This window comes from Pseudomonas fluorescens, assembly GCF_001648775.1.
GTDB lineage: Bacteria > Pseudomonadota > Gammaproteobacteria > Pseudomonadales > Pseudomonadaceae > Aquipseudomonas > Aquipseudomonas fluorescens_M.
This window is the reverse complement of record NZ_LVEJ01000037.1, coordinates 46,499-61,778: the sequence shown is the minus strand read 5'-3', so window position 1 is coordinate 61,778 and position 15,280 is coordinate 46,499. Positions and strand designations below refer to the sequence as shown.

The following is a 15,280-nucleotide window of genomic DNA, read 5'->3' as shown; positions in this document are numbered from 1 at the left end:
CGCCTTACTCCACAAACAAAGTGGCAGGTTGTTCGATCAGGCCGCGAATGGCCTGGATGAAGAGTGCCGCATCCATGCCGTCGACCACACGGTGATCGAACGAGCTGGAGAGGTTCATCATCTTGCGGATCACCACCTGGCCTTTGACGACCATTGGCCGTTCGACGATTTTGTTGACGCCGACGATGGCCACTTCCGGCAGGTTCAGCACCGGCGTGCTGACGATGCCGCCCAGTGCACCGAGGCTGGTCAGGGTGATGGTCGAACCGGACAGCTCATCGCGGCTGGCCTTGCCATTGCGCGCGGCGTTGGCCAAGCGCGAGATTTCCGTGGCGCTGTCCCACAGGCTGCGCGCCTCGGCGTGCCGCACCACGGGCACCATCAGGCCAACATCGCTTTGCGTAGCAACGCCGACATGCACCGCGCCAAGGCGAGTGATGACCTGAGCTTCGTCGTCGTAACGAGCGTTCATCTGCGGGAAGTCGCGCAGGGCGACGACCAAGGCGCGGACGAGGAACGGCAGCAAGGTCAACTTACCACGGCTGGCCCCGTGTTTTTCATTCAGGTGCGCACGCAGCTCTTCAATCGCGGTGACGTCGATTTCTTCGACGTAGCTGAAATGTGCAGCACGCTGAGTGGCGTCCTGCATACGCTGGGCGATCTTGCGGCGCATGCCGATCACTTGAATCTGTTCTTCGTCGTTACGTTGGGCGTAAGCGGCAGCCGCCGGCGCCGAGGCGTTCGACTGACCTTGCGCCAGATAGGCTTCAAGGTCTTCGTGCAACACTCGACCGGCCGGGCCGGAACCGCGCACCAGACGCAATTGAATGCCCAGATCCAGCGCATGTTTGCGCACGGCTGGCGAAGCGAGCGGGCGTTCGTCTGCTTCGCGAGCAGCCATCGGGCCTTGGCAAACGGCAGCCGGACGCTGGGCGGCTGGAGCAGGTTTACTTTCAACAACTGCTTCAACTTTCGGCGCCGCAGGCGCTTCTTTGACCGGCGCGGGTGCGGCAGACTCTTTCAAGTTACCGGCACCTTCAACCTCAATGCTGATCAGCACACTGCCAACCGCCATCACTTCACCCGGCTGACCGCCGAGGGCAATCACCTTGCCGTGCACTGGCGATGGAATATCGACCATCGCCTTGTCGGTCATCACGTCCGCCAGCACCTGATCTTCAACCACCAGATCGCCCACCTTGACGTGCCACTGCGACAGTTCTACTTCTGCGATGCCTTCGCCGATGTCCGGCATCTTGATAACGTGCGTGCCCATTCAGACCTCCATGACCCGTTTCAGCGCCGCGCCCACTCGGGACGGCCCAGGGAAATACGCCCACTCTTGCGCGTGCGGGTAGGGGGTGTCCCAACCGGTGACGCGTTCGATCGGCGCTTCCAGGTGATGGAAGCAATGCTCTTGCACCAGCGACACCAGTTCGGCGCCGAAACCGCAGGTGCGGGTGGCTTCGTGAACCACCACGCAGCGGCCGGTTTTCTTCACCGACTTGACGATGGTTTCCAGGTCCAGCGGCCACAGACTGCGCAGGTCGATGACTTCGGCGTCAACACCGGATTCTTCGGCAGCGACTTGCGAGACATACACGGTGGTGCCGTAAGTCAGCACGGTCACGTCCTTGCCCGGACGGGTGATCGCAGCAACGTCCAGCGGCACGGTGTAGTAACCGTCCGGCACTTGCGCTTGCGGGTGTTTCGACCACGGGGTTACCGGGCGATCGTGGTGGCCGTCGAACGGGCCGTTGTACAGGCGTTTTGGCTCAAGGAAGATCACCGGGTCATCGTTTTCGATGGAGGCGATCAGCAGGCCTTTGGCGTCATACGGGTTGGATGGCATGACCGTGCGCAAGCCGCACACTTGGGTGAACATCGCCTCGATGCTCTGGCTGTGCGTCTGGCCACCGTAAATGCCGCCGCCGCAAGGCATGCGCAGGGTCATCGGTGCGGTGAACTCGCCGGCCGAGCGATAACGCAGGCGCGCCGCTTCGGAAATGATCTGGTCGGAGGCAGGGTAGACGTAGTCGGCGAACTGAATTTCGGCGACCGGACGCAAGCCGTAAGCGCCCATGCCGACGGCCACGCCGACAATGCCGCTTTCCGAGATCGGTGCGTCGAATACCCGCGAGGTGCCGTACTTGGTCTGCAAACCTTCGGTGCAACGGAACACGCCGCCGAAGTAGCCGACGTCCTGACCGAACACCACGACATTGTCATCACGCTCAAGCATCACATCCATGGCCGAGCGCAGGGCCTGGATCATGGTCATGGTGGTCGTGGTCATGGCGGTTTCCAACTGAATATTGTTGTTGTGATCGTTCATGTCAGATCCCCAACTGCTGACGCTGGCGCTTCAAGTGCTCCGGCATCTCTTTGTAGACGTCTTCGAACATGGTCGCGGCGCTTGGAATCTGGCCGCCGGCGAGGGTGCCGTACTGTTCGGCCTGTTTCTGCGCGGCAATCACTTCGGCTTCGAGTTCGGCGCTGACGGCGGTGTGTTCTTCTTCCGACCAGTGACCGACCTTGATCAGGTGCTGTTTCAGGCGCGCGATCGGGTCGCCGAGCGGGAAGTGGCTCCAGTCATCGGCCGGGCGGTATTTCGACGGATCGTCGGAGGTCGAGTGCGGACCGGCGCGGTAGGTGACCCATTCGATCATGGTCGGGCCGAGGTTGCGGCGGGCGCGTTCAGCGGCCCAGGCAGACGCGGCGTAAACCGCGTAGAAGTCGTTGCCGTCAACGCGCAGCGAAGCGATGCCGCAACCGACGCCGCGTCCGGCGAAGGTGGTGGCTTCACCACCGGCGATGGCCTGGAAGGTCGAAATCGCCCATTGGTTGTTGACCACGTTGAGGATCACCGGCGCCCGATAAACGTGGGCGAAGGTGAGGGCGGTGTGGAAGTCCGATTCAGCGGTAGCGCCGTCGCCGATCCATGCCGAGGCGATTTTGGTGTCGCCCTTGATCGCTGAAGCCATGCCCCAGCCCACGCCCTGAATGAACTGCGTGGCGAGGTTGCCGGAAATAGTGAAGAAACCCGCATCCTTGACCGAGTACATGATCGGCAACTGGCGGCCCTTGAGCGGATCGCGCTCGTTGGACAACAGTTGGCAGATCAGGTCGACCAGTGGCACTTCGCGAGCCATCAGAATGCTTTGCTGACGGTAGGTCGGGAAGCACATGTCGTCGATGTTCAAGGCCAACGCCTGAGCACTGCCGATGGCTTCTTCGCCGAGGCTCTGCATGTAGAACGACATTTTTTTCTGACGCTGGGCGACCACCATGCGGTTGTCGTAGATGCGCGTCTTGAGCATGGCGCGCATGCCTTTACGGAGGATCTCGACTGGCACGTTTTCAGCCCAAGGGCCGAGAGCGTTGCCCTGATCGTCGAGCACACGAATCAGCCCACGCGCCAGGTCGGCGGTGTCGGCAGGTTCTACGTCCACGGGAGGTTTGCGCACCGTACCGGCATCGGTCAGATGCAGGTAGGAAAAGTCGGTTTTGCAGCCGGGACGGCCCGAGGGTTCAGGGACGTGCAGGCGCAGCGGTTCATACGCTTGGGTCATGGCTTCTACGCTCGATCTTGTGAATTTCTTGTAGTGAGCTGGCAGTCATTCTTCGGTAGAAGAAATCTTGTCCTACAACAATCATAGGCCCGGGCAAGAAGAATATTTATCTCTGTTTCGTTGCGCTGGAGACGATTTGCAGATAGAAATTCTGCATAAACATAAAAAACAGGTGGTTTTGTCTCATGCGCAAACTGGACCGTACCGACATCGGCATTCTCAACAGCCTTCAAGAGAACGCGCGCATCACCAACGCCGACCTGGCACGCTCGGTGAATCTGTCGCCGACGCCGTGCTTCAACCGGGTCAAGGCGATGGAAGAATTAGGCCTGATTCGCGAGCAGGTGACACTGCTCGATGCCGACCTGTTGGGGCTGCACGTGAACGTGTTCATTCACGTGAGCCTTGAGAAGCAGGTGGAGGAGGCACTGCAACATTTCGAGGAGGCGATTTCCGATCGCCCCGAAGTGATGGAGTGCTACCTGATGGCCGGAGACCCGGATTATCTGATCCGGGTCCTGGTGCCGACGATTCAGTCGCTGGAACGTTTCATGATGGATTTCCTCACGAAGGTTCCCGGTGTGGCGAATATCCGCTCCAGTTTTGCGCTCAAGCAGGTGCGCTACAAAACCGCGTTGCCATTACCGGCGAACGGTCTGACGCTGGGCAGTTGAGGCTCAGATGTAGTCATACCGGTAATCCAGCTCTTCGGTGAACAGCGTTTGTTGGACGGTAAAGTTTTTTAAGAAGGGCGCCGGTTCATTGTTGGGATGGAAGATCAGTACGGTGTCATTCATGTCTGCCGAACCGGCCTCGTTGGTGAAGCCCGGCGTGCCAGGATGCTGGTGCTTCCAACGCTCCCAGAGCAAGTCGAGGTGGCAGTGGTGCAGGAAGAATATCGGGTCGTTGGGTGAGGAGGCTTGCGCCATGCTGCCGCCAATCCATGCATGCACCGGGTTGTGCAATTGGAGTTCCGAGACGTTCTCCCAGCCGCTTTCGGCCATCCAGTAAGGCGTTCTGTTCAGGGCCGAGATCACGTCCAGTGCGCTGGGCAGTGTGCCGTTTGCCCCAAGATCCCGGCGAATGCCGGTGTTGCCGATGTCTTCGTCCCAGACCCTGACGTCGAATTGGGACTGCTCTCTGGAAAACGGGCCGCTGGTAACGCGCTGGTCTTGCAGGTTGTCACCGTTCGACCCCATGAAATCCGAGGTGAAGGGGTTGTCTGCGCCGGTCAGTTGCCAGTTCCAGTAGGGCAGGGTGATGGTCGGGTCATTGGCCGCGGCTTGCAGGGCCAGTTCGAATTGGCGGATCAGGACTCGGTGCCACGGATAGAACAGCGGGCTCAAGTGCGGATTGGGTGTCAGCGGATTGCCCCGGCCCATCGAATTTTTGTGGATCTGCACAAAATCATCGTAGCGGCTTTGTTGTCCGGGTCGCAGCACGCTGTCGACGTTGTTTTTCAGGGTCAGGATGGCCTCGATAAACGCGGACTTCTGTTGCGGTGTCATGTCACGGTGATTACGACGAATATCCATATTGCGAAAACTCCATTGAATGTTTGCCCAATGGAGTCTGATCGCTGAGAGGATTTTCACCAGTTCATCGCTATCGCCAGGGTTCGTAGGAAAAATAAACGGGCAATCGGGTCAGCGATTTTTCCTATAGAGAATCGAGCGGGATCTTCAGATACACGACGCCATTGCCTTCCGCCGGCGGCAAATTTCCCGCCCGCACATTCACCTGAATCGCTGGCAGCAACAGCGTCGGCATGCCCAACCCGGCGTCACGCTTCGTGCGCATCTCGACGAAAGCCGCTTCATCAATGCCGTCATGCACGTGAATATTGCTTTTGCGCTGCTCACCGACAGTGGTCTGGCACTGCGATTCGCGGCCCTCTGGCGGGTAATCGTGGCAAACGTAAAGCTTCACGCTGGCCGGGAAGGCCAGCAGTTTGTGGATGGACGCGAACAGCTGATTGGCATTGCCGCCGGGAAAGTCGCAGCGCGCGGTGCCGACATCGGGCATGAACAGCGTGTCGCCGACCAGAATCTGCTCGCTGTCGATCAAATAAGCCATGTCCGCCGGCGTGTGCCCGGGCACGTGCAGGGCGGTGGCCTTGAGATTGCCGATGCGGAAGGACTCGTTCGGCGCGAACAGATGATCGAACTGCGAGCCATCGACGCAGAACTCCGGCTCCAGATTGAACAGCGCCTTGAACACGTGCTGCACTTTGCTGATCGACTCGCCAATGGCGATTTTGCCGCCCAGTTCCCGACGCAGGTACGGCGCGGCGGACAGGTGATCGGCGTGGGCGTGGGTTTCCAGCAGCCATTGCACTTGCAGATTATGCGCGCGGACGAACGCGATGATTTTGTCGGCCTGGGCGGTGCCGGTGCGGCCGGCGGCGCCGTCGTAATCGAGCACCGGGTCGACGATTGCGCAGTGTCCGCCGCAGGCTTCATAGACCACGTAGCTGTAGGTCGAGGAGGCGGGGTCGAGGAACGATTCAATCTGCGCGGGCATGGACACCAACCTGAACAAGGAAAATGGGTTGCAACACTTTATCTAAAAACATAATGTTCGCAGCTTAAGTGACCTTGAAGGCATCGTGCAAATGCAATCCAGTCTGACTGAATGTGAAGTCGCCCAACTGCGCGCCTCGGCCTCCAAGGCCTGCGCGTTGCTCAAGGCCATGGCCAATGAGGATCGCCTGTTGATCCTGTGCCAACTGACCCAGGGCGAACGTAACGTTGGCGAACTGGAAAAGATGACCGGTGTGCGCCAACCGACGCTGTCCCAGCAACTGGGCATCCTGCGTGATGAAGGGCTGGTCGCGACACGTCGTGAAGGCAAGTACATTTTCTACGGCCTCGCCAGTCCGGAGGTCATTCAGGTGATGAAGACCCTGTCCGGATTGTATTGCGGAGCGGTGCTGAAAAGTCTGGGCCATCAATAAATGCCAGCCATGGCACTGGTTCAATGTGGGAGCGAGCCTGCTCGCGAAAGCGTTAGGTCAGGCAATAATTGCATCGACTGACACGCCGCCTTCGCGAGCAGGCTCGCTCCCACATTGAGATTGATGTGTTGGCTAGAACAATCCTTGCGTGCAGCAAAAGGAACAAGCAATGAACGATCAACACTGGGGCCCATCCATCAGTGCGGACATCGTGGTCATCGGCGGCGGTACGGCCGGTATCGGTTTTGTCGCCAGCCTGCTCAAGCGTGACCCGAGTCTTAACGTCACGGTTATCGAACCCAGCGCCCAGCATTACTACCAACCGGCGTGGACGCTGGTCGGCGGTGGCGCCTACGACGCGAAAGACACGGCCCGGCCGATGAACAAGGTCATGCCCAAGCAAGCAAACTGGCTGCAAGCGGCGGTCACCGCAATCGACCCTGACAAACGCCAACTCACCCTCGACGATCAACGCACAGTCAGCTATCAAAACCTGATCGTCTGCCCCGGCCTGCGCCTGGCCTGGGAGAAGATCGAAGGCTTGTCGGAAAGCCTCGGCCAGCACGGCGTCACCTCCAACTACAGCTATCAGCACGCGCAATACACCTGGGATCAGGTGCAGAAACTGCGCGGCGGCAAAGCACTTTTCACCCAACCGGCGATGCCGATCAAATGCGCCGGCGCCCCGCAAAAGGCGTTGTATCTGTCTTGCGATCACTGGCGCAAAACCGCTGCGCTGAACAACATCCATGTCGAATTCAATCTGGCTGGCGCTGCGCTGTTTGGTGTGGCGACGTTCGTGCCGCCCTTGATGAAGTACATCGAAAAGTACAACGCGCAACTGGCGTTCAACTCGAATCTGGTCAAGGTTGACGGCCCGGCGAAAACCGCCTGGTTCGAGGTCAAGGACGCCGTCGGCAACGTCAGCCGCGAAGCGAAAACCTTCGATCTGTTGCACGTCGTGCCGCCGCAGGTTTCGCCGGATTTCATCGCGCAAAGTCCGCTGGCCGACGCGGCCGGCTGGTGTGAAGTCAATCCGCACAGCCTGCAGCACCCGCGTTATCCCGAGGTGTTTGCACTGGGTGATATCTGCGGCACCAGCAATGCGAAAACCGCTGCGGCGGTGCGCAAGCAAGTCGTGGTGGTCGCGGAAAACCTGCTGGCCCTGCGCAAGCAACAACCGCTGCCGCTGAAGTACGACGGCTACGGTTCCTGCCCGCTGACGGTTGCGAAGGGCAAGGTGATCCTCGCCGAGTTCGGTTACGCCGGCAAGTTGCTGCCGACTTTCCCGCTGGACCCGACCGTGGCGCGGCGTTCGGCGTGGTTTCTCAAGGCGACGCTGCTGCCGTGGTTCTACTGGAACGGCATGCTCAAGGGTCGCGAGTGGCTGACAAGCCTGTCCAAGGTCGACTGAGAAAACCCTATGTTGCTGGCAAGTCTGTTTGGCGTGGTGATGGGGTTGGTGCTCGGCTTGACCGGGGCCGGCGGCGGCATTCTCGCGGTGCCGGCGCTGGTGCTCGGCCTTGGCTGGACGATGACCCAAGCGGCGCCGGTGGCGTTGTTTGCGGTCGGCAGTGCGGCGGCGGTCGGTGCTATCGATGGTTTGCGCCATGGTCTGGTGCGCTATCGTGCGGCGCTGTTGATTGCGGCGTTGGGCGCAGTGTTTTCGCCGTTGGGGATCTACTTCGCGCATCAGTTGCCGGAGAAAATCCTGATGATTCTGTTCAGTCTGCTGATGGTCATGGTCGCCTGGCGCATGCTGCGCCGCGAGCGTCAGCAGGAAGGGCCGAGCGATCACGGTCACGCCAGTTGGGGCCAGAAGAATTGCATGCTCAATGAACAAACCGGGCGCTTCGACTGGACCGCCAAATGCACCGCGACGTTGGCTGCGTTAGGCGCAATTACCGGCGTGGTGTCCGGATTGCTCGGCGTCGGTGGCGGCTTCTTGATTGTGCCAGCGTTCAAGCAACTGACCGATGTGCAGATGCGCGGCATCGTCGCCACGTCGTTGATGGTGATCAGTCTGATTTCGGCGATTGGCGTGGTTGGGTCGTTTCACGCGGGTGTGCGAATTGATGCGCAAGGCGCGGCGTTTATCGTCGCCAGCATCGTCGGCATGATCATCGGCCGCAAACTGTGCGCACGGGTGCCGGCGCGGACGTTGCAGGTGGGGTTTGCCAGTGTCTGTCTGGTAGTGGCGGGGTATATGTTGTTGCGGGCGTGAGGTTCAAAAGAAATCGCAGCCCATCAAGGGCTGCGATCTTTCTATCGGCTTACAACACCAGATGCGGCAACCACAGCGAAAGTGCCGGCACGTAAGTCACCAACATCAACACCAGAAACAGCACGGCATAGAACGGCAGCAGCGCTTTCACGGTGCTTTCGATACTGACCTTGCCCACCGCCGAACCGACAAACAGCACCGCACCCACCGGCGGCGTTATCAGTCCGATCCCCAGGTTGACCAGCATGATCATGCCGAACTGCACCGGATCGACGCCGATGCCGAGAATCACCGGCATCAGGATCGGCGTGAGGATCAGGATCAGCGGCGCCATGTCCATCACCGTGCCGAGCAACAGCAGCATGACGTTGATGCACATCAGGATCACGTAGCGGTTGTCCGACAGGGTCAGGAACAGCGTGGTGATCTTCGCCGGGATCTGCATCAGGGTCATGATGTAGCCGAAGCTCGCAGCGAAGCCGATCAGGATCATCACGATCGAAATCGTCCGCACGGTGCGGTGCATCAGTTTCGGCAGTTCGCGCCACTTGTAGTCGCGGTAGATGAACATGGTGACGAAAAACGACCACAGCACGGCGATGGCCGCCGATTCGGTAGCGGTGAAGATGCCGGACAGGATGCCGCCGAGGATGATCACCATCGCCATCAGGCCCCAGAGGGCTTCGCCGACGATTTTCAACGCCTGGCGCATCGGGATCACTTCACCCTTTGGATAGTTGCGTTTTCTCGCGAAAATCAGACACAGCACCATCAGACAGGCGCTCATCAGCAAGCCCGGCACGATGCCCGCCATGAACAGTGAGGCAATCGAAACCGTGCCACCGGCGGCCAGGGAGTAAAGCACCGAGTTATGGCTGGGCGGGGTCAGCAGGGCTTGCACCGAACCGCTGACAGTCACGGCGGTGGAGAAGTCCCGTGGATAGCCCTTGCGCTCCATTTCCGGAATCAGCACCGAACCCACCGACGCGGTGTCGGCCACCGACGAACCGGAGATCGCACCGAAGAAGGTCGAGGCGACAATGTTGACCAGTGACAGGCCACCGCGCACAAATCCCACCAGCACCCCGGCACACGCCACCAATCGACGCGACATGCCGCCTTCGGCCATGATCGCACCGGCCAGCACGAAGAATGGAATGGCCAGCAGCGAGAATTTGTTCACCCCCGACGCGACCTGAATCATCACCGCCTGGAACGGAATGTCGATCCACCATGCACCGATCAGCGCGGCGGCGCCCAGCGCGTAGGCGACCGGCATGCCGATCAGGATCAATACGATAAAACTGCCCAGCAGAATCAGAGCGTCCATTAAGCGGCACCTTCACTTTCTTCAACCAGGTCGAACTGCACGACGCGCCGTTTGCTCTGGTCACCGAGCAAGAGTTTTTCCAGCACGAAAACCAGCGTCAGCAAGCCGCCCACGGGAATCGGCAAGTAAGTCACGCCAACGCGCAGATCGGGAAGGGCTGCCATGAACTGGTTCCAGGTGGACATGCACAGCTTGGCGCCCCAGATCGTCATGAAGATGCAGATCGCCGCCATGAGCAGTTGTGAAAATATCGCCGCTGCAGATCTCAGTTGTGGAGGCATGCGATCGGTGAGCATGGCCACGGCCATGTGCGCGCCGGCGCGGTAACTGGCGGCGGCGCCGATGAAGGTAAACACCATCATCAGCAGGATCGCCGTGGGCTCGGGCCAGCTCGAACCGGTGCCCAGGACATAGCGGGCGAACACGCCCCAGGGAATCATCAGGGAAATCGCCAAGACGGAAAGGCCGGCGACCCAGATGCACGTCATGTAGATCTTGTCGTTGATACGCAGCAGTAGATTCTTCATCGGGTTCCACCGTAACCGGGCGCGCCGCAGTCATCGGGCGCACCGGGCCTAGTTCATGAGGACGGAGCGGGAGGCGTTACTGAACGGCTTCGATTTTCTTGATCAGGTCGGCATACTTCGCGCCGTACTTTTCCCGCACCGGTGCGGTGGCGTCGTAGAAGGGTTTCTTGTCGACCTCGATGAACTCGACGCCGGCGGCCTTGAGTTTTTCTTCACTGGCAGCGGACTTCTTGTCCCACAGCACGCGCTCTTCGGCCTGGGCAGCCTTGGCGGCTGTCTTGACCAGCGCCTGTTGATCCGGCGTCAGTTTTTCCCAGGTGATTTTCGACATCACGATCGGCTCTGGCAGGATCAGGTGGCCGGTCAGGCTGTAGTACTTCGCGTTCTGGAAGTGGTTGTGTTCGAGCAGGGTCGGCGGGTTGTTTTCCGCGCCGTCGATCACGCCGGTCTGCAGGGCGCTGAAGATCTCGCCGGTGTCCATGGCGATACCGTTGCCGCCCATGGCGTTCATCATGTCGATGAACATCGGGTTGCCTTGCACGCGGATTTTCATGCCCTTGAGGTCTTCGAGCTTGCGCACCGGTTTCTTGGTGTAGACGTTGCGCGTGCCGCCGTCCATCCAGGCCAGGGCCACCAGACCGAATTCGGAATTGGTGATTTTGTCGAGAATTTCGTCGCCCACTGCGCCGTCGATGACGTTACGCATGTGTTGATGGTCGCGGAAGATGAACGGCATGTTGAACACGTTCACGTCCGGGACCACCGGGCCGACGATACCCAGGCTGACGCGAGACAGCTGTACGGCGCCGACTTGCATCTGCTCGATGACTTCTTTTTCGGAGCCCAGCACACCGCCGGGGAAGTATTGGAAGGTCAGTTCGCCGTTGGTCTCCTTGGTCAGCGTCTTGCCCATGTTTTCTTCGGCCACCACGGTTGGATAACCGGCGGGGTGAATGTCAGCGAATTTGAGTTGCAGTGCCTGAGCGGCGCCAGTGAAGGTAAACATCAGCGGAAGTGCAGCGGCCAGCAAGGTGCGTTTGAAGTCCATTGGGGGTGTCTCCAGTCTTGTTATTGTTGTGTTCAAGGCGCAGCGGTGCAGCACAAGCGGGTATTACAGGGAATCGTTGAACAGCGGCTCCGGCTGGCCTTTGACGTTGAGGTTCAGGGCGAACACGCCGCCGGCCAGGGATTGCGAGTCGTGGTCATCGCCGGGACGAATCGAGGTCACGAAAAGGGTGTCCATGCGGCTACCGCCGAAGGCGCACATGGTCGGTTTTTTCACCGGGACCTCGAGCGAAAAATCGAGTCGGCCGTCCGGTGCAAAGCGGTGAATGAGGCCGGCGTCGTTGGCGCAGATCCAGTAGCAACCCTCGGCGTCCACGGCTGCGCCATCGGGGCGACCGGGGAAGTGGTTCATGTCGACGAAAACGCGGCGGTTCGACGGTGTGCCGGTCTCGGTGTCGTAATCGAACGCCCAGATCAATTGCACGTCGGGATGCGAGTCGGACAGGTACATCGTTTTGCCGTCGGGGCTGAAGCCGAGGCCGTTGGGCACGATGAAACCGTCGAGTTGCGCGTCGACCACGCCAGACTGTCCGGCACCGTAGCGATAGAGCCGCCCTTCGGGCGCATTCAGGCCCATGTTCAGGACCATGCTGCCGGCCCAGAAGCGGCCCTGTCGGTCGCAACGACCATCGTTGAGGCGCATGTCTTCGCGGCCGTGCTCGACGCTGGCGAGCAGTTGGTTGTCGAGGCTGCCGTCACTGTGCGGATGCAAATGAAAGAAGCCGCTTTCCATCCCTGCGACCCAGCCGTCACGGCTGTGGCGGGCGATGCAGGCGAGCATCTCAGGGGTTTTCCAGGCATGCACATGGCCGGTCTCGGCGCTCCAGCGTTGCAGCCCGCCGTTGGGAATATCCACCCAGTACAGCGCGTTTTCCTCTGCCACCCAGACCGGGCTTTCGCCCACGGCGTTGCGGGCATCGACGATCAATTCGGCTTGCATACTCAATCCCTTGTGTCGTTCTCAGAGTGTTCAGTCGCCGAACGGTCCGGCCGCGACAAACGCGCCGCCCTGATAGATCCGCGCCGGGTCATCGGCGGCCGGCATTGGCTGCGCTTCGACCTTTTCGCGGAACACTTCGGAGCTGTCCTTCGCCTCAAAGCCGAGGTGGCTGGCGAAGCGGTTGTCCCACCAGACGTCCTTGTTGGCGGACATGCCGTAGACCACGGTGTGGCCGACGTTGGGTGTGTACAGCGCGCGTTCGAGCAATTGCGTGAGGTCGTCGAAGCTCAGCCAGGTGTGCATCATTCGGCGGTTTTGCGGCTCGGGGAACGAGGAGCCGATGCGGATGCTGACGGTCTCGATGCCGTAGCGATCGAAGTAGAAACTGGCCATGTCTTCGCCGTAGGACTTGGACAAACCGTAGTAGCCATCGGGGCGGCGCGTAGTGCTGGCGTCGAGGTGTTCGTCCTGTTTGTAGAAGCCGATGACATGATTGGAGCTGGCGAAGATCACCCGCTTCACGCCATGCCGACGCGCGGCTTCATAGATGTGGAAGACGCCGCAGATGTTGGCGCCGAGAATCTCTTCGAACGGCCGTTCGACGGAGACACCGCCAAAATGCAGGATCGCGTCGACGCCTTCGACCAGTTGGTGCACGGCGTGTTTGTCGGCGAGGTCGCAGACGACGATTTCTTCGCGGTCATCAATGGCTGGGGTGAGGGCGGCGATGTCCGACAGACGCAGGACATTGGCGTACGGGCGCAGGCGTTCGCGCAGAACTTTGCCCAAACCACCGGCAGCGCCGGTCAGCAGCAGGCGGTTGAACGGAGCACGGGGAGTGGAGGTAGACGTCATGGCAATCCCTTACACGTTGTTATTAGGGTTGTTGTAGGTTGTCGTATGACTTCGCTGAAGTATCGGTAGGGTTTCCGGAACTTGTCAACGCGACTTTTGGTGTAAATGACGGAAGGGCCATTCCAGTCTTCAACCACCACAATTGCTTTTTTGGCAATGCAACTCCCCTGTGGGAGCGAGCTTGCTCGCGAAAGCGGAGTGTCATTGAAAGATGAATTGACTGACCCAACGCATTCGCGAGCAAGCTCGCTCCCACAGGGAAATCGGTGTTACGACTGGCTTTACAACAACGAAATCGGATAACTGATAAAAATCCGGTTCTCGTCAAACTCGTTGGTGCTGAAGTCCCGGCGAATCGTCGCGTTACGCCATTTCACGTTGAGATTTTTCAGTGGCCCACTCTGCACGGTGTAGGCCAGCTCCGACTCGCGACCCCATTCCTTGCCATCAGTGATCGTCCCGGTGTGCACGTTATCGCCACTGATGTAGCGGTTCATCAGGGTCAGGCCGGGGATGCCGAGGGCGACGAAGTTGTAGTCGTGGCGCACCTGCCAGGAGCGCTCTTGGGCGTTGTCATAACTGGCGTTGTAACTGTCGTTGGCCAAGGTGCCGCCGCTGGTGCCGTTGACCCGCATCCAGGCATCGTCGCCGCTGAGTTTTTGCAGGCCGAGGTAAAAGGTGTTGCCACCGTACTTGGCGGAAAGCAGGGCGAACGCGGTTTTGTTGTCGAGGTCGCCGGCCTGGGCGCTGCCATCTTCCTTGCCAGTGAAGAAACCGAGGTTGGCGCCCAGCGTCCAGTCGCCCAGCGGCTGGCTGTGGCTGAGGTTGAAATACTGCTGCTGGTAGATGTCGCTGAGTTCGGCGTACCACACGCCGACCAGGGTGCGCTTGTCGTTGAAGGTGTATTCGCCGCCGCCGAAGTTGAAGCGATCGGAAGTGAACGCGCCGCGACCGTTCATTGACATGTCTTCCATGCTCGCATCGTTGCGCGGGCTGTTGCCGCGGAACTGGCCGCCGTAGACGGTCAGGCCGTTGATCTCGGTGGAGGTGATCTGGCCGCCGCGAAAGGTCTGCGGCAGGGAGCGGCCATCGTCGGAGCGCAGGATCGGCAGCACCGGCATCCACTCGCCGACCTTCAATTCTGTCTTCGACACCTTGGCTTTCAGCGCCACGCCGAGGCGGCCGAAGTTGTCCGCCGGGCGTCCGTCATCGTGGATCGGCAACAGTTGCGTGCCGCCGGTGCCTTTGCCGCCATCGAGCTTTTGCGAATACATCCCCAGCACATCGAGACCGAAACCAACGGTGCCTTGGGTGAAGCCGGATTTGGCGTCGAGGATGAAGTTCTGCGTCCACTCTTCGGCCTTGCCTTGCGCGTTGGCCGGGTTGACGAAGTTGCGGTTGAAGTAGGCGTTGCGCAGGTTCAGCGTGGCTTTGCTGTCTTCGAGAAAACCTTCGGCCTCGGCGCTCATCGGCATGGCGAGGGCGAGGCTGCTGCAGCCGATCAGGCTTAACGTGGAATGCGGGCGAAGTGTGGAAAAGCGTGAAGGGCGGACGGAATTGCGGGCGAGTGTGCTCACTGTGACGCTCCCTGTTTCATTTGTTGTTTTTATTATTTGTCATACGTCGTCGTACAACATGGGTGCGGATATTTCCTACGTTTTCCGGGAATGTCAACAACAAGTTATACGATGACCCCCGACCATCACACAGAACCCTGTGGGAGCGAGCCTGCTCGCGAATGCGGACGTTCATCCGACGATGTTGTCGACTGAAACACCGCATTCGCGAGCAGGCTCGCTCCCACATGGGAA

15 protein-coding genes are annotated in these 15,280 nt (G+C 59.9%); 4 read left to right on the top strand and 11 right to left on the bottom strand.

Features of this window, described 5'->3' with window-relative positions; translation table 11 throughout:
• Positions 1-4: 4 nt before the first annotated feature.
• From A8O26_RS28280 to A8O26_RS28270, 3 genes are read right to left on the bottom strand one after another with little or no spacing between them, the layout of a single operon-like run.
• Positions 5-1,276: a dihydrolipoamide acetyltransferase family protein gene (locus tag A8O26_RS28280; RefSeq protein ID WP_064120887.1), complete on the bottom strand. Its 1,272-nt coding sequence runs from the start codon at positions 1,274-1,276 to the stop codon at positions 5-7.
• The gene (locus A8O26_RS28275; protein WP_003224000.1) at positions 1,277-2,335 is read right to left on the bottom strand and encodes an alpha-ketoacid dehydrogenase subunit beta; all 1,059 of its coding nucleotides are present in this window, start codon (positions 2,333-2,335) and stop codon (positions 1,277-1,279) included.
• A 1-nt stretch (position 2,336) separates the two neighbouring features.
• The gene (locus A8O26_RS28270; RefSeq protein WP_064120886.1) at positions 2,337-3,572 is read right to left on the bottom strand and encodes a 3-methyl-2-oxobutanoate dehydrogenase (2-methylpropanoyl-transferring) subunit alpha; all 1,236 of its coding nucleotides are present in this window, start codon (positions 3,570-3,572) and stop codon (positions 2,337-2,339) included.
• A gap of 185 nt (positions 3,573-3,757) precedes the next feature.
• On the opposite strand from A8O26_RS28270, the gene bkdR reads away from it, so the two are divergent.
• Positions 3,758-4,246: a Bkd operon transcriptional regulator BkdR gene (gene bkdR / locus A8O26_RS28265; protein WP_016985245.1), complete on the top strand. Its 489-nt coding sequence runs from the start codon at positions 3,758-3,760 to the stop codon at positions 4,244-4,246.
• Positions 4,247-4,249: 3 nt separating this feature from the next.
• On the opposite strand, the gene A8O26_RS28260 is transcribed toward bkdR, so the two are convergent.
• Together A8O26_RS28260 and A8O26_RS28255 are read right to left on the bottom strand one after the other, a co-directional pair.
• Entirely contained in the window at positions 4,250-5,107 is an 858-nt protein-coding gene (locus A8O26_RS28260) for a tyrosinase family protein (RefSeq protein WP_064120885.1), read from the bottom strand.
• 124 nt (positions 5,108-5,231) lie between these two features.
• Complete coding sequence (locus A8O26_RS28255) at positions 5,232-6,095, bottom strand: MBL fold metallo-hydrolase (RefSeq protein ID WP_064120884.1); 864 nt, start codon at positions 6,093-6,095, stop codon at positions 5,232-5,234.
• A gap of 91 nt (positions 6,096-6,186) precedes the next feature.
• Between A8O26_RS28255 and A8O26_RS28250 the strand changes: the two genes are divergently transcribed.
• The 3 genes from A8O26_RS28250 (at position 6,187) to A8O26_RS28240 (ending at position 8,752) form a co-directional block, all read left to right on the top strand.
• Positions 6,187-6,528, top strand: coding sequence for an ArsR/SmtB family transcription factor (locus tag A8O26_RS28250; RefSeq protein ID WP_007915092.1), 342 nt, complete (start codon positions 6,187-6,189; stop codon positions 6,526-6,528).
• A 169-nt stretch (positions 6,529-6,697) separates the two neighbouring features.
• Positions 6,698-7,942 (top strand): NAD(P)/FAD-dependent oxidoreductase, encoded by a 1,245-nt coding sequence (locus A8O26_RS28245; RefSeq protein WP_064120883.1) that lies wholly within the window; start codon positions 6,698-6,700, stop codon positions 7,940-7,942.
• A 9-nt stretch (positions 7,943-7,951) separates the two neighbouring features.
• On the top strand, positions 7,952-8,752 hold the full coding sequence (locus tag A8O26_RS28240; protein WP_064120882.1) for a sulfite exporter TauE/SafE family protein: 801 nt from the start codon (positions 7,952-7,954) through the stop codon (positions 8,750-8,752).
• A gap of 49 nt (positions 8,753-8,801) precedes the next feature.
• Here the strand turns inward: A8O26_RS28240 and A8O26_RS28235 are convergent, their stop codons facing one another.
• The 6 genes from A8O26_RS28235 to A8O26_RS28210 all read right to left on the bottom strand — a co-directional run bounded on the left by A8O26_RS28235 (position 8,802) and on the right by A8O26_RS28210 (position 15,046).
• The gene (locus A8O26_RS28235) at positions 8,802-10,082 is read right to left on the bottom strand and encodes a TRAP transporter large permease (RefSeq protein ID WP_038365546.1); all 1,281 of its coding nucleotides are present in this window, start codon (positions 10,080-10,082) and stop codon (positions 8,802-8,804) included.
• Entirely contained in the window at positions 10,082-10,609 is a 528-nt protein-coding gene (locus tag A8O26_RS28230) for a TRAP transporter small permease (RefSeq protein ID WP_007915101.1), read from the bottom strand. Before A8O26_RS28230 ends, A8O26_RS28235 begins: the two co-directional genes overlap by 1 nt.
• A gap of 76 nt (positions 10,610-10,685) precedes the next feature.
• A complete protein-coding gene (locus A8O26_RS28225; RefSeq protein ID WP_064120881.1) occupies positions 10,686-11,657 on the bottom strand; it encodes a TRAP transporter substrate-binding protein in 972 nt (323 codons plus the stop codon).
• A gap of 63 nt (positions 11,658-11,720) precedes the next feature.
• Entirely contained in the window at positions 11,721-12,614 is an 894-nt protein-coding gene (locus tag A8O26_RS28220; protein WP_064120880.1) for an SMP-30/gluconolactonase/LRE family protein, read from the bottom strand.
• Between the two features lie 30 nt (positions 12,615-12,644).
• On the bottom strand, positions 12,645-13,469 hold the full coding sequence (locus A8O26_RS28215; protein ID WP_064120879.1) for an NAD-dependent epimerase/dehydratase family protein: 825 nt from the start codon (positions 13,467-13,469) through the stop codon (positions 12,645-12,647).
• A gap of 281 nt (positions 13,470-13,750) precedes the next feature.
• Positions 13,751-15,046, bottom strand: coding sequence for an OprD family porin (locus tag A8O26_RS28210; RefSeq protein ID WP_064120878.1), 1,296 nt, complete (start codon positions 15,044-15,046; stop codon positions 13,751-13,753).
• Positions 15,047-15,280 lie beyond the last annotated feature (234 nt).